Source organism: Bradyrhizobium sp. BR 1432, assembly GCF_051547705.1.
In the GTDB taxonomy this organism is placed as follows: domain Bacteria; phylum Pseudomonadota; class Alphaproteobacteria; order Rhizobiales; family Xanthobacteraceae; genus Bradyrhizobium; species Bradyrhizobium zhanjiangense.
In genome coordinates, this window is sequence record NZ_JBPUGF010000003.1 from 635,552 (window position 1) to 650,311 (window position 14,760).

Here is a 14,760-nt window from a genome sequence, read left to right on the forward strand (position 1 = left end):
AGGATTCCGCAAACATGGAAGAACACCTTGTACGACCAAGCGAGACACTTCACCGCTGGACGATCGGGGGCGGATGCCTTGTAGCAGAAGTTCACGAACGAAGAATCATCGGGCTCAAGCCAACGGTTGGCGGCCTTGCAGCACTGCTTGACGGCATTCAGGTTAACATTTTTCAAGATCACTCGTTCGCGATCACCCCAACGACAGCGTCGAATGGACCGATCCCGGCGGCTACAGAGGGCTCCTGCCTGCGAGATCTTTGTACCCCGACCTCCAAAGGGCTGGACTCAATTTGGGGCGGACGCCAACTATTGCTTCAGCCAAGTAGACCCGCGCCGCGTAACTTATCGGACCGCCCAACAATACCTTCGTCAGGTTCATACCGTGAGATATCCGCCGTCAACCGGCAGAGTGATGCCGTTCACATAGCTCGCAGCAGGGGAGGCAAGAAACACAACGGGCCACGCTATCTCTCCTGGAAGACCATAGCGGCCGAGAGGACAATGCCAACCGATCCACTGCGCCATGGAAGGGTCGTTTTTGGGGCCCATTGGGGTATCGATGAAGCCGGGCGCGACCGCGTTGACGCGGACACCAAAGGGAGCCAGTTCGCGACACATCGCCTAAGTCAAAGACCGCATGCCGCCTTTGGACGCTGTGTAGCCCACATGCCCGAAGCTGCTTGTGAACCCGACGACGGAAGAAACATTGACCACACATCCCTTGCGAGCCTTGAGCGGCTCAAGAAGGGCTTTTGTAAGCTCGAAGGTGCCAGTTAGATTGACCGCCAAGATCCGATCCCAGTTTTCGGATGACCGTTCACCGTCGATCGACCCGAACTCGAAAATGCCCGCGTTGTTGACCAGGACGGATGCCTCTCCATAACGCGAGTGAACTCGGGCGGCGAATTCTGCGACGTTGCTACGGTCGGCAACGTCAAGTCGCTCGCCCCAGGCATGACCGCCATTTAGGGCTAGGCGAGATGATACATCCCGCGCCGCCTCCTCATTCCGATCCGCCACGACAACTTTGGCTCGGCATGAAGCGAAAGCAGATGCAATCTCCGCGCCGATTCCGCGTCCACTGCCAGTGACAATTACAAGGTCTTCGCGCATGTCGAACATCGCGGTCTCCTCTGTGTTTCAGATCGCTTCAATGGCCCCAGCGCATTTTCCGCAGAACACGACTCCGCCATTGACAGCATTGAGTTATGCTCGACCTAAAGTCTCAACAATGCATCGTTGACGCCGGCGCGCGGATCCAGCATCCGAAGTGTCACGGATCTAGCGTCGTCAATCGGCAAGCACTTTGGAAATCGGCGGTCTACCTAAGCTCAGGACGAGGCCTTTTGATTTAGATCTCACATGAGTCAGGAGTTCGCAACTTGCTGAACCCCAGCATCACGTCTCGAGCACCACCATGTCGGATGAAGACCAGCAAACTCGCACTCGAGCTCCAGCTTGCGGCCTCGAGGCCGCCCGCCCGGACACCATCTTGGCTGTCATGTTCAGGCCGATCTCGGTCTGGATTGTCACGCGGGTCATACCCCCGACGAAAGAAGTCGTTCCAATCTCGCCGCTCAGAACGTTGCTGCCTTCTTTGACGGGCTCATCTATGTCACAGATTCGCACCCTCTCCGGCCGAACCATGACCAGGAGCTCCGCGCCCTCAGTCCATCCGCCGGCCGGAACGGGAATAGATCGGTTTCCGGCGATGACCAATTGACCGTTACTATTCATCCGTCCGCTGATCAGATTCGATTCCCCGATGAATTCTGCAACAAAGCGGTCGCGTGGTTGAAAATACAATTCATCCGGAGTTCCGAGCTGAGTGATCTGGCCCGCGCTCATCAGACAGATACGGTCCGACATGTTGAGCGCCTCTTCCTGATCATGGGTGACGTAGATAATCGTTGTTCCAAGCTCCCTGTGAAGACGCTTGATTTCACTCTGCATCTGCTCCCGCAAATTCTTGTCCAATGCGCCGAGCGGCTCGTCCATCATAATGATGGACGGCGAATAGACGATACATCGCGCAATGCCGACGCGCTGTTGCTGACCACCGGACAATTGGCGCGGTTTTCGATCTTCAAAGCCACGCAAGCCAACACGCTCGAGCGCCTCCGCCACCTTCGCCCGGATCGTACTGGCCGGTTGGCGCCGCGCCCGCAACGGATATGCCACATTATCAAATACAGTCATATGAGGCATCAAGGCGTAGTTCTGAAATACCATCCCGATCCCCCGTTCCCGCGGAGGCATCTGGGTAATATCGCGCCCGTCCAAGAAGATGGTGCCCGTGGTTGGCCCGATTGCGCCCGCAATTAGGTTGAGCAACGTGGTCTTGCCGGAGCCTGACGGACCAAGCAGGGTGAGGAATTCGCCCATATCGACGCTAAGATCCGTCGGATGCAGCGCCGTCACGAGACCGTACATCTTCGAGATGCCCGTCAGGGCGATCGCGTGCGCAGTGTGAGGGCCAGGAACTGTCTCGTCCTGCATCCGGTTCACTCCTTCACAGGCACTGTATGGGCGAGGCACAGGCGTCTGGCCTGCGTGTAGACCGTTGCGCTGGTCATGTGCCCTGAGATGTTCAATGGCTTCCCCTCTGCTAGCGTGAGGCATCATGCGGAATCGCGTCCTTGTATTCATTCTGATGATTGCAGCGACCGATCAAGTTTCGACCGGAGTCGTCTTCTTGAATGCGATCGCGACGATGCTGGCGAGCAGCGAGATTGCCGTCAACAATGTTGATACGGCTGCGATCACGGGCGAGACTTCCCATTCGAGAGCGCTGAACATCTTCACTGGCAGAGTCACCGTGTTGCTGCTGGCCAGAAACCAAGAGATGACGACCTCATCGAAGGATAGCAGAAAGGCGAAGAATGCAGCGCTCAATAGCGACGGAACTAGTTGCGGAATGACTACTGTAAAGAACATTCGTATCGATCCGGCACCCATCAGTTCTGCGCCGAATTCGAGATTGCGGTCCAGTTTGTGTACGCCCGCTATGATCATGAGCACGACGTAAGGCAAGGTGACTACGATGTGTCCTAAAATCAGCGACAGCGTCGTTCCGCTGATGCGAAGGTAGGAAAAGTAGAGATAGAGTCCAAGGGCACCAACGATCGTTGGGATGACAAGGGGACTCATGATTAGTCCGGTGATGAGTCCTTTGCCGACGAATTCGTGGCGCGCAATCCAGTATCCTGCGGGCACACCGGCAAGCATTGCGAGTGCAGTCGCTCCCAAGGCCACTTTAATGCTTTCCAAAAGCGGGTTTAGCCAATCCGGTGAACTGAAGAAGATCCTGAACAGGTCGAGTGAGTAACTTGACGGGGGGAACGTCAGCGCATTCGTCGGGCCGAATGCCATCGGGATCGTTACCACGATCGGCGCCAATAGAAAAAGGTAGATAACCACGGCTAATGTGGTCCCAAAAGCGTCGTAACGACGTGAATGCGGGTCGCGAATGATATCTGACATGAGCGGTCCCTATACCTCACGCCCACAGCTTACGGCGGCGCCAAAACGCCAGAGGAGCTGCGAAGACAAAAACCATACCGAGCAGCACCACGCTAATTGCGGACGCTTTCTGCCAATCCAACACCTCTCGGTTATAGAACGCGACGAGGCTTGACAGCATTTGATCTTGCGGCCCTCCGAGCAGCGCCGGGACGATGAAAGCCCCCAGAGACATTACGAATATGCTCAGCAAACCGGCCAAAAGACCGGGAAGACTCATTGGGAGGGTTACCGTCCAGAATATACGAGCGGGCTTGGCGCCCATGATAGCGGCGGCGCGGTAGATTGCGTTGTCGATGGCGAGCAAGCTGGCGAGAACGGGTAGGACGACAAGCGGAATGAGAAAGTTGGTCATACCGACAAGTAAGCCGATCATGTTGAGCACAAGCGGCAGCTGGATCTTGGTACCGAAGATCCAGCTAAGTATACTGTTGATGATCCCCTCACGACCCAAGATAACCGTAAATGCAAAGCACTTCACCAAAACGCTGGTCCAAAAAGGCAGAAGCACAAGAACAGTCAAAAATGCTCTACGCCGTGCCGATTGGCGAGCAAGGTGGAGCGCGACAACGAAGCCAAGAAGCAAGCTCAGTAGTGACGACAATCCCGCAACTATCAGCGTCGTGCCCAGCGTTTGTCTGAACAACTTGCTTGTGAGCACCTGGCCGTAAGCAGCCAGCGACAACGCCGGTCCGTAGACGCTGGTGTAGAAGACGTACAAAAGCGGGGGCAATATCAACAAGGTCGCAGCCAGAACGGCCGGCGACATGAATATTGCCTGCGCGCGGATGATGCTTATCCGATTCATGAGCCCAGAAGTTTGATCAGAGACACTACTTGGTGATGTATTTGGGATTGGCCGGAACTCGCCCATCCAGTTTCAAAAGTGCATTTCAGCCCAGAATCCACTCGTTGAAACGGCGCGATACCGCTTCGTAGTGATCCGCCCAATAAGAGCTGTCGCTCACGAGGTGGTTAGGTTTCCTGGGATCAGGCTGCCATTTACGAACCTCGGTCGACAACATCGGCACTGCCTTCTTGGACACAGGAATGAGGCCGGCCTCATTCTGAAACCGGGACTGAACTTCAGGACGTTGGCAGTACGCGATAAGTTTCATTGCGCCCTCTTTGTTCGGCGCACCCTTGAGTACTGCGAAATCTGCAGTGAACAATAGGTTTTGCTCAAAAGAAAACGCTAGGGGCTTTCCGCCGCCCGGCTCATTGGTGGCTTTGACGCGGTTCGGGTAAGTATAGCTGAAATCGACCTCGCCGGTCTGCAACAGGCTAATCGTTTGAGCCGTCGCTTCCACCCAAGAGGCTACACTCGGCTTGATGCGGTCCAGCGCCTTGAATGCGCGATCCAGATCAAGAGGATATATGTCTTTCGGCGCTACGCCATCGGCAAGAAGCGCAAGCTCCATCACATCCGAAGGAGCTTTGCGCATGACGCGGCGCCCCGGAAACTTCTTCAGGTCGAAAAATTCGACGAAGTCTACCGGATGCTTTCCGGTGCCGTATTTCTCCGGATCCCATGCTATGCCCCCGGCGTACATCTCCCAAGAGACGGTATCGCCTTTCGGCGGAACGGACATATCCTTAAGATCAAACAAAGAAGGATCCAGTTTTTCCCAAAATCCCTGCTTGGATCCGAAAGCGGCTTGCGCGCCTTCCCCTTCATAAAGATCCCATTCGACGTTGCCCGTGAGTAGTTGAGCCTTGACCTTCGATAGGTCTGGCACCGGGACCAAATTGACGTTTATTCCGGTTTCCTGTGTGAACGGTTTCAGCAGCTGCTTCTCCATCGTCGCTTGATAGCTTCCGCCGTAAGCCTGCAACGCCAACGTCACCAAGTCAGATTTGGCGGCCGATCGCGAGGACTTCAAAACTACCGGCGCAGCGAGTACGCCCGCCGTCCCCGCAAGGAAGGAGCGGCGTGAGATTGTCGATACAGGCATGTTCATGGACATCTCCGATTCATTCAAGTTGCCGAATTGCCGTGCTCAGGCGGGGCCATCCAGCAACGCATTGCGGGACGGCCTAGGAGGATACGCCGCTAGTTAGAGCTTATGCGCGCCACGCCGCCTGCCCATGGCGCCGTTTACAGTGTGGATAGTCGCGCGCACCGATTGCCGGCTGCAGCATCTTGGCCCAGCTAGAACCTTGCCCGATTTGGCAGGATGGGTCAGCGGGCCGAAAGTTGTGTAATTGGCCGTCTCACTATCCCCCTCCCTCCCCGACCAATGCCCATCGACTAAGCGCTTGGCCGGAATTCGTCCTCTTATTTGTAAATCTTGCCAGACTTGAAAGCCGAGTCTCCCTGTTGTCGGGGCTCATACCGCCGAAATTCTGCTCTTCACAGCTCCTATACGCCTAACTTCTGCAAGTGGACTGCGCGGGCAGTAGCTCTCGTTGCAAACTTCTCCATTGGGGCTGCGACCATGCCATATCTACCCGCAATTAGGGGCGATGGTGGCATGACGGAGCGGCGGCCATATCTATCTTCGAGGCTTTCCGAGAACCATGATGGCCAGCAACGGCTTGATTTTATCGGCGAGGATTGCCTTGAAAGGATGCTGCGGCAATAACGGACGGCGCAAAATCGGCGGGACGCAACCGAGATGCTGGAGATTGTCCCGCGAGAATGGCTGCAGGAGAGGCTATCCCGCGAACCCTAAGAGATCATTAGCCAACCTCCAGCGCCCATCCAATGTGACGCGAGGTGGCTTCGCCGTGCCGAAGCTGCCCGCGATGATGCGGTTGAAAAGCTGACCAACGTTCCAGCCACATACCTGGCAGACTTTTTCCGATCTCAAGCCTGCACACCACGTTACGAAAGCGCAAGGGGCTGCCGACTTGAGCTGGAGGGAGGCGAATACGGTCGAGGTCGCCACCAAAACACTGGTGGCAACCTGAATGTAACTAGCCTCCTAGCAGGCTGTTGAAGAACTCAGCCGCGTTCGCAAACGAAGCCTGAACTCCTCGCCATTGTGGATGTAGAAGTGGCCGACGAGCCTGCCTGCAGTGCCGATCATGACCCATCCGCGACCGCAGACGGGATCATTCTCGTCGTGCCCTTCCCATGAGAACTCCGCGCAGGCCGATCCGTCGCGGGTGCCGTAGCGCACGTCCAGGAAGCCCTTGAGAGCCCCAAAGGCGATTTCGCCATTGGACTTGCCCTGGAAGGCGAGATGCGCCTCTTCGACAAGATCGAGGAAGTCGCTATCCCAGACGTCCATCTCGACGATGCGCCAGCGGCCGACAAAGGCCTTGGCGAAGCCGGGCACCTTGGCCATCAGCCGGTCTCCGCGATCAGCTTGGGCAGCCGCACCAGATTGTAGGCGGTGGCAGCGAAGGTAAAGGCCCATGCGACGCGATCACGGCCACGGAAGCGGGTCTTCTCTTGCCCGGCGACCGTCTTGATCCAGCCGAAGGCCTCCTCGATCCGTTTGCGGATGCGCTGACTGACGGCATAGCCGCCGTGCCGGGTCGTTCGTCCGTCAATCGCAGAACTACGGCCGCTGGTGTTCTGTGCAACATGCGGCGTCACGTTCATCGAGCGCAGTTCGTTGACGAAGTCTTCTGCATCGTAGGCTTTGTCGGCGCCAAGCGTGATCGCTGTCGGCCGGTCAGCACGAGGCTCGATCATGTGCAGCGCGGCCACCCGCTCGGCATGCCCGTCGGCCTGCGTCACGCAGGCGTCGACCAGCAGACCGTGGCGGTTCTCCATCAGCCCGTGCCCAATGAAGCACAGCTTCGTCTCCTTTCCTTTGCCCTTGCGGTACAGCCTGGCGTCTGGATCGGTGGTCGACGTATGGGTGTCGTTCGAGCGTTTCTGGCCATGGAAGTCCGCATCGGCATTGCGCCCGCCTTGCGCCGGCGGCTCGTCCGAGCCGTCCTTGGGCTTGACGCTCTTCATCGAGGCCCAGGCCTCGATCAGCGTGCCATCAACCGAGAAGTGATCGCTCGATAGAAGCTTCTTCACCTTGAGCTGTGCCAGCACCGCCGCCAGGAACTTGGCCGCGATGTCGCCTTCCAGCAGCCGGTCCCGGTTCTTCGAGAACACCGAATGGTCCCAGGCGGCGTCGTCAATCCAGCTTCCGACGAACCAGCGGAACAGCAGGTCGTATTCCAGCCGCTCCATCAGAAGCCGCTCGGAGCGGATCGAATAAAACGCCTGCAACAGCATCGCCCGCAGCAGCTTCTCCGGCGGGATCGACGGCCGTCCAATCGGCGAATAGAGCGCGGCAAACTCCCGCTCCAGCGCCGACAGTGCCTCGTTCACCATCGTCCGGATCGTTCGCAGCGGATGATCACGACGCACCCGCGCCTCCAGGTCGACGTAGCTGAACAGCTCGCCCGTTCGATTGTCGCCGCCGCGCACGCACCACCTCCGAATCTCGTCGGAGCCAATGAATCACGGTCGCCGGTCGGCGGCGAGCGCCTTTTTCAACAGCCTGCTAGGACGAAGTAACCGTCACGCGGGCTTGGACTGACGTCAAAGCAATCAGCTCAGAAGCCATTCTTTGAAACGACGTGACACCGCGTCGTAGTTGTCTGCCCAATAAGCGCTGTTGCTCGTTAGGTTCTTAGGATCATGTAGGTTTGGCTGCCATTTGCGCGCTTCAGTCGACAACAGGTTCCTGGCCTTTTTGGAGACAGGAATGTTAGCAGCTTGATTTTCCAACCGCGCTTGAACTTCCGGGCGGAGGAAGTAGGCTATAAGTTGTAACGCATTTTCCTTGTTTGGCGCCCCCTTGAGCACTGCAAGATCTGAGGGGTAAATCAGATTTTGTTCAAAGGAAAAGGCCAGGGGCTTGCCACCACCTGGCTCGGTCGTGGCTTTGACACGATTAGAAAATGTATAGCTGAAGTCGGCCTCACCTGTTTGCACGAGTGAAATCGTCTGCGGAGTAGATTCTACCCACGCCGCGACGCTCGGCTTTATCCGATCGAGGGCCTTAAACGCTCGGTCTAAATCCAAGGGGTACATGTCCTTCGAGGCCACGCCATCAGCAAGAAGGGCGACTTCCAAGACGTTATTAGGCCTATTGCTGAAAGCGCGACGCCCCGGGAATCTCTTCACGTCAAAAAAATCGGCAAAGTTCGCCGGGTACTTTCCGGCATCGAACTTTGCCGGATCCCATGCTGTGCCGCCGGGATAGAAGTCATAAGTGACGCTATCTTTCTTTGGAGGGGCAACCAAATCTTCAACATCGAACAAGGAGGGGTCAAGCTCCTCCCAGAAGCCTTCCTTTGATCCAAAAGCGACGGTCGCGCCAGCGTCCAAGAAAATGTCCCATTCAACATTGCCCGTTAATCGCTGAGCCTTGATTTTCGCAAGAGTTGGCGCAGGGACAAGATTGACCTTGATCCCCGTTTCTTCCGTAAAGGGAGTGAAAACGTTTTTTATCAAGATCTCTTGATAAGACCCGCCATAAGACGTGAACGTAACCGTGTTCGACTTACTCAAGACGCGCGAGGGCCTGATCAATGCGGGCGCCGCAAGTGCGGCCGCGCCTCCAAGAAAAGAGCGACGCGAGACCGATGCAACCTTTTTCTTCACGAGATTTGTCCTTTGAATTGTTCGCGCCTGTCTAGGCAGCGCACTCGAAGCAGCGCTCCGGCTTACCGACCACCAGTCAGTGCTGCCGCGCTTATAGCGGGCAAGTCCACATTCAGAGAACGCAAAATCGACTGATCGCCGCAGAAAACCTGCAGATACATGCGCACACGGTTCTGATTTCGGCACTATGCGCTTCGACAGAGCAGGCAGCGTCTGAAGCTGTCAGACTGGACCGAGCAGAAGCCGCCTGCGTCCAATACGAAGGGGGAGGTTGCCTCCGTCCTCCTCAAGTTGAACTAACAATCGCGACTGTAGTCCCCAGGCTCTCGCAACTGGTCGCGGCTCCAAGGTGGCCGGCAGGCAGAACTCTGACCCGCAGGACCACTATTTGTGAGCTAATCGAGATTCGAGCACCGCCATTGGCTAAGGCCGTTGCGAGCGCGAAGCGTCCACGAGATGAGGATCCGAGGCAGGGCACAGCATGGTTGGCTGTGACACTCTCCAGATCAATGTATTCGCGCCTTATTTCGTCGCTCAGTCGGCCAAAACGCTCGAAACCCGCGCCTCCGCAATCTACCTTGTGCTGTAGTCTCACTGAGGAGAATTCCTCGATGTTCCGTGAATTATTGCAATCGCTGGCCTCGCTGGAGACACCGCGAAGACTTCGCCCAAGAGCTCCATTGGCTACATAGAAATTATCGTAGGCCAAATTTTGTCTTTAGGAAGCGACTATCGCTCGGCGCGCCAATGCTTCTACAGACGCCTGAGGGCACAGCCTGCCGTATCTGACCCTTGCGAGCTTCGCCTAGGCGCAAGACGGTGCATTCAGAAATGAGATCACAACTCTTCAGCTGTTTGGCGTTCACTATCCTCCGAGAGGTTAGGGATTGCGCGCCAGTTGGCAAGTACCAGCTACCAGGAACAGCGCTAGTTATTACCGGATCTCCTCAGGCTCTCTCACTCAAGTTGCCAATGCTACACCGAGTTGGAAACGTCCTGGGTTGCTGGATACGACCTCAAGGAGCCCCAAACCGGACGGCCGAGCGTCAAGCTCGTTGATCGAGCAAGGGCCGATATGACCGATCCAGCTAAGGCGCGGGAACTCAACACTGAGGGCATCGGCGCGCCTTTACGCTTTCGAGCTTTTCGGCGCATCTGGCTGGCCAGCCTGCTCTCGTATCTAGGGATCCTGATCCAGTTTGTTGGTGCGGCGTGGGCAATGACGGAGATGACGTCATCAGCCGACAGGGTGGCTCTCGTGACCACAGCATTGATGTTGCCAGTGATGTTGGTGTCAATGCCGGCGGGCGCAATTGCCGACATGCACGATCGCCGAATCGTGGTGCTCATTGCGCTGTCGATTTCGCTTTGCGGGGCTACCACCCTGACTGTGCTCGACTTCCTCGGCCTGATCACCCCTAATCTTCTGCTTGTACTCTGCTTTGTCGTGGGCAGCGGTATGGCGCTGATGAATCCGGCGTGGCAATCTTCCATGAGTGAACGGGTGCCTCTCGAAGCCGTACCGGCAGCCGTTGCGCTGGATGGCATCAGCTACAACATCGCGCGGATCTTCGGACCCGCCCTAGGCGGTATTGTGGTTTCGGTCGGGGGAGCGGTAGCGGCCTTCGCACTGAACGCACTGCTTTTCTTGCCGCTCATCGTCGCGCTGTTCCTCTGGAAGAGGGTGATAGAGCCGTCGGACTTCCCGCGCGAACAGCTAACCCGGGCTATTGTCTCGGGGCTGCGCTACATCACCAATTCCCCATCGATCAGAATTGTGCTGGCCCGCACCATGGTAACCGGCTTTATCGCCGGTTCGATTTCCGCGCTAATGCCGCTGGTGTCGCGCGATCTCCTGCATGGTGGCCCGCAAACTTATGGGATTATGCTCGGCGCGTTCGGCTTTGGCGCCGTTGCCGGAGCACTCAGCATGAGCCAAATGCGCACGCGCATGAGCCGTGAGGCTGCGATACGCGCCTGTTCGCTCGCGATGGGGGGCGCTATCGCAGCTTTGGCGTTGAGCCGAGAGCCGGTCCTAAGCGCGATAGCATTGGTTCTGGCCGGCTCGACGTGGATGATCGCTTTCACGTTGCTGAATATTGGGATACAGCTCTCCGCGCCCCGCTGGGTCGTGGGCCGATCGCTCGCGGCTTATCAGGCATCTATGTCCGGCGGCGTAGCTATGGGTAGTTGGGCCTGGGGCCGCCTCACCGATGCAGCCGGTGTCGAAATTGCTCTGCTTGTCTCTGCCACGCTTATGATATTTTCGGCACTACTTGGCTTCTGGCTGCCGGTACCTCGCATTGACGCGCCTGATGAGGAGGGCGAGCTACTGGCGATGCCGGAGGTGCGGCTGCCGATCACTGGCCGCAGCGGACCGCTCGTGGTTGAGATCGAATATCGCGTTGCGTCAGAGAACGCACGAGCGTTTCACACCGCGATGCAGGATGTGCAGCTGTCACGGCAGCGCAACGGCGCGCACGGTTGGTCAATTGCCCGCGATATTGCCGAACCCGAGCTTTGGACGGAGCGTTATCGTTGCCCCACATGGCTCGATTATCTGCGCCAGCGCAACCGCTCGACACAATTGGATCGCGCAGTGGAACAGCGGGCAATGGCTTTCCACGTAGGGGCTAATCCGGTGCGGATCCGCCGCATGCTGGAGCGGCCGTTTGGATCGGTACGCTCAACGGAAGACATGCCTGATCGCGTCGGAAACAAGGTAGTCCCACTTGATTGAGAGCGCAGCCCGAGCAATGCTCGCTCGCATCCGCCCGGCAGTCACCAAGCCACGAGGCGTCGGTGACTAAAGGTCAAGTCCGTCTGGCGACGACATCAGACGTAAGTGCAGGTGCTCCCTTTTCTTCAGGGAAGAGTGCAGCAAACGCGCGTTAGTTGTCAGCTTGATCTATTACCATAACCGGGAGCCGTCACTAGAGCTAGGTGCTCAGCTTGTTGGCAACCATACGGCCCTGAACCTGACGCTGGTTCGCATAGGTCATCTCGTGGCACGAATAGTAGCACCGGAGATAAGAGCGCTCCGCCGGCTTGGCGTCTCATCCTTCCGGTGACGAGCAAGACGGTCTCTCGGTTTGGAGCGCACGCAAGTGGCGATAGTGGGCCTGATCTTGGCCGCCGCGAGCCCACGCGAGCGCATGCCCGTTATTCCCGAGTTGGCACGATTCAGCTGCCCGCAGCGCCGACTGTCATTCCTCCGCAGACATAGAGGACCTGTCCCGTCACAAAGCCACTCCGTTGATCGAGGAAAAACGACACGGCATTAGCGACGTCGGAAGGCGTACCGACGCGCCGGACAGGAATTGCATCGATGATGGCCTTCGTATGCGAACTTCCGGGCGGGTTTGCACGATCAAACAGTTCGGTCTGGATCGGTCCGGGACCTACGGCGTTGGCCGTGATGCCAGAGTCACCTAGTTCGAGAGCCCAGACCTTCGCCATCGCGATGAGCCCAGCCTTTGTCGCTGCATACGCGGAACGGAGTTCCTTACCCAGTGCGGCGCGCGATGACATGTTCACAACGCGCCCAAAGCGGGCTGCCTTCATACCGGGCAGAACCGCCTGAAGACATTGTAAAGCGCACCTCAGATTGAGTGAGACCGCAGCGTCGAGATCTGCCAGGCTCTGCTCCTGCACTGGATTTGGCCTCACCACTCCGACGTTGTTCACAAGACGCGTTATCGGCCCATTCTTTAATGCTTGTTCGAGTGCTGCGGCAGTCGATCGCGGATCAGACAGGTCTGCGACGATATCGCCATCGAGGTGATCGATCACTACTACATCGTATCCTTCGGCTTTGCAGCGTTCCGCCGTTGCACGGCCGATTCCTGCTGCCCCTCCTGTGATTAGAACGCGTTCGCTCGACATTTACTTTTCCCTACGGATTTCTGATTTCTTACGATGCTATCGCAGCCAGCTCTTTGAGTGCTGAAAGGTGCCTCGTGGCTGATATTTTTGGTCGGCAACCACTCCGGGACGGAGCGGCTGATGGGCTGCGAGTCGCAATTCCGGCGTTGATGTTTTGTTAGTTCACGCCAGCGCTACACAATTACAACATCTCTTTTTTGGTAAGATAGTGAGGTATCGCGCCTGAATTGAGCGTTTCATTTGCGTGGAATGCAGGTGTTTGCATCGCAAAGTCGATCTTCTGACAACGTTCGAATCTGTATTGACATGCACTGTCCTGCCGTGGGGCCCCAACAGGGCGATTGGGGTACGCACTGGTGGCTCTCGCGGGTAAGCTCTGACTCCTGCGCATCGCTAAAGTATGGCGAAGCTCTCGCCGCTGCTTGCCACCTCGACGAGCCGTAGGAGCTACCTCGTCGAGGCTCAGTGCCGTTCATGTCTGCAATTGGTAGCTCGACGAAATTGCGAAGCAAACAAAAGAATCATCAGCTCAGCTCAGCAACCATTCTTTGAAACGCCGCGAGACTGCTTCGAGGTTCTCGGCCCAATAAGCGCTATTGCTTACCAGATTTTTCGAATTGTCCATGGCTGGCATCCATTTGCGAACAGCCTCGGGGAGCAACTGCATGGCTTTCTTGGAAACTGGAATGTTGCCCGCCTCGCTTTCCGCCCGCACCTGAACGTCCGGCCGGAGGATGTAAGCGATAAGCTTCATCGCGTTTTCCTTGTTCGGCGCGCCCTTGAGCACTGCAAGATCCGAAGGGAAGATTAGATTTTGATCAAAGGAAAATGCCAAGGGCTTGCCGCCCCCCGGTTCGGTAGTCGCTTTTACGCGGCTCGCATATGTGTAACCGAAATCGGTCTCGCCTGTTTGCAGGAGGGAAATCCCTTGGGGAGGCGTCTCCACCCACGAGACAACGCTCGACTTAATGCGATTGAGCACCTTAAACGCCCGATCTAGATCAAGCGGGTAGACATCCTTCGGGGCCACACCATCAGCAAGGAGCGCCACTTCGAACACGTTATTGGCGCGATTGCTAAAAGCGCGACGTCCCGGAAACTTATTCAGATCGAAGAAATCGGCAAAAGTTGCTGGATGCTTGCCCGCACCATATTTCGCAGGGTCCCAAGCTATACCGCCGGGATAGAAATTATATGTAACACGGTCGCTGCTGGGGGGCACCGTCATGTCTTCAATATTAAACAAAGAAGGGATCAGCGGCTCCCAAAAGCCTTCCCTCGACCCATGAGCAACGCCGGCGCCCGAATCCAAAAAGACGTCCCACTCGACGTTGCCGGTAAGCATCTGCGCCTTGATCTTCGCAAGGTTCGGCGCAGGGACAACGTTGACCTTAATCCCTGTTTCTTCTGTGAAGGGATTGAACACCTTCCTGACCAAGATGTCTTGATACGAGCCTCCATAGCCCGTGAAAGTCACTGAGCCTGAGGAGCTGGCAGCTCGCGAGGGCATGACCGCTGGGGCCGACAGCGCCGCGGCTCCGACAAGAAAGGTACGGCGCGAGAGTGTTTTAAAGGTGTCCTTCAAGGATTCCTCCTTCGATCCATTTTGCGTCTCTTGTTTGCGGCTGGTTTGGCTACTCGCAGCTCTTGCTGTTCCTATTTGTGAGACTGTACAAGATTAGAGTGGGGGCAAGTCGGCGCCGCACAACAGCAAATTTGACAAGAATTTGCGGAATTTATGCAAAGATCGACGCCTTTTTGCCGCGAGCGTCAGAAGGCTGGCAGCAC

9 protein-coding genes and 2 pseudogenes are annotated in these 14,760 nt (G+C 56.9%); 1 reads left to right on the forward strand and 10 read right to left on the reverse strand.

What is annotated here, in order from left to right; genetic code table 11:
* Window positions 1-377: 377 nt before the first annotated feature.
* From ACSKB8_RS03200 to ACSKB8_RS03235, 8 genes and pseudogenes are all read right to left on the reverse strand, one after another.
* A pseudogene (locus ACSKB8_RS03200) lies at window positions 378-1,124 on the reverse strand (SDR family NAD(P)-dependent oxidoreductase).
* Window positions 1,125-1,400: 276 nt separating this feature from the next.
* Window positions 1,401-2,501, reverse strand: coding sequence for an ABC transporter ATP-binding protein (locus tag ACSKB8_RS03205; protein WP_438102442.1), 1,101 nt, complete (start codon window positions 2,499-2,501; stop codon window positions 1,401-1,403).
* Between the two features lie 171 nt (window positions 2,502-2,672).
* Window positions 2,673-3,485, reverse strand: a complete 813-nt coding sequence (locus ACSKB8_RS03210; RefSeq protein ID WP_438102444.1) for an ABC transporter permease — start codon at window positions 3,483-3,485, stop codon at window positions 2,673-2,675.
* Between the two features lie 16 nt (window positions 3,486-3,501).
* Window positions 3,502-4,332 carry an ABC transporter permease gene (locus tag ACSKB8_RS03215; protein ID WP_438102446.1) on the reverse strand — a complete coding sequence of 277 codons (831 nt, stop codon included), beginning with the start codon at window positions 4,330-4,332 and terminating at the stop codon, window positions 3,502-3,504.
* 85 nt (window positions 4,333-4,417) lie between these two features.
* Window positions 4,418-5,485: an ABC transporter substrate-binding protein gene (locus tag ACSKB8_RS03220; protein ID WP_438102447.1), complete on the reverse strand. Its 1,068-nt coding sequence runs from the start codon at window positions 5,483-5,485 to the stop codon at window positions 4,418-4,420.
* Window positions 5,486-6,471: 986 nt separating this feature from the next.
* Window positions 6,472-6,817 (reverse strand): annotated as a pseudogene (locus tag ACSKB8_RS03225) (hypothetical protein).
* Complete coding sequence (locus tag ACSKB8_RS03230; RefSeq protein WP_438102449.1) at window positions 6,817-7,905, reverse strand: IS5 family transposase; 1,089 nt, start codon at window positions 7,903-7,905, stop codon at window positions 6,817-6,819. Before ACSKB8_RS03230 ends, ACSKB8_RS03225 begins: the two are co-directional and overlap by 1 nt.
* Before the next feature lie 123 nt (window positions 7,906-8,028).
* Window positions 8,029-9,087, reverse strand: a complete 1,059-nt coding sequence (locus ACSKB8_RS03235) for an ABC transporter substrate-binding protein (protein ID WP_438102451.1) — start codon at window positions 9,085-9,087, stop codon at window positions 8,029-8,031.
* A gap of 1,075 nt (window positions 9,088-10,162) precedes the next feature.
* Between ACSKB8_RS03235 and ACSKB8_RS03240 the strand changes: the two genes are divergently transcribed.
* Window positions 10,163-11,827, forward strand: a complete 1,665-nt coding sequence (locus tag ACSKB8_RS03240; RefSeq protein ID WP_438102452.1) for an MFS transporter — start codon at window positions 10,163-10,165, stop codon at window positions 11,825-11,827.
* 443 nt (window positions 11,828-12,270) lie between these two features.
* Here ACSKB8_RS03240 and ACSKB8_RS03245 read toward each other — a convergent pair whose 3' ends face one another.
* Window positions 12,271-12,972, reverse strand: coding sequence for an SDR family oxidoreductase (locus ACSKB8_RS03245; protein ID WP_438102454.1), 702 nt, complete (start codon window positions 12,970-12,972; stop codon window positions 12,271-12,273).
* A 529-nt stretch (window positions 12,973-13,501) separates the two neighbouring features.
* Complete coding sequence (locus tag ACSKB8_RS03250) at window positions 13,502-14,557, reverse strand: ABC transporter substrate-binding protein (protein ID WP_438102456.1); 1,056 nt, start codon at window positions 14,555-14,557, stop codon at window positions 13,502-13,504.
* Between the last annotated feature and the right edge of the window lie 203 nt (window positions 14,558-14,760).

Coding starts and splice junctions, on each gene's coding strand:
- ACSKB8_RS03205 (WP_438102442.1), bottom strand. CDS start 2,501: ATGCAGGACGAGACAGTTCCTGGCCCTCACACTGCGCACGCGATCGCC.
- ACSKB8_RS03210 (WP_438102444.1), bottom strand. CDS start 3,485: ATGTCAGATATCATTCGCGACCCGCATTCACGTCGTTACGACGCTTTT.
- ACSKB8_RS03215 (WP_438102446.1), bottom strand. CDS start 4,332: ATGAATCGGATAAGCATCATCCGCGCGCAGGCAATATTCATGTCGCCG.
- ACSKB8_RS03220 (WP_438102447.1), bottom strand. CDS start 5,485: ATGAACATGCCTGTATCGACAATCTCACGCCGCTCCTTCCTTGCGGGG.
- ACSKB8_RS03240 (WP_438102452.1), top strand. CDS start 10,163: ATGACCGATCCAGCTAAGGCGCGGGAACTCAACACTGAGGGCATCGGC.
- ACSKB8_RS03245 (WP_438102454.1), bottom strand. CDS start 12,972: ATGTCGAGCGAACGCGTTCTAATCACAGGAGGGGCAGCAGGAATCGGC.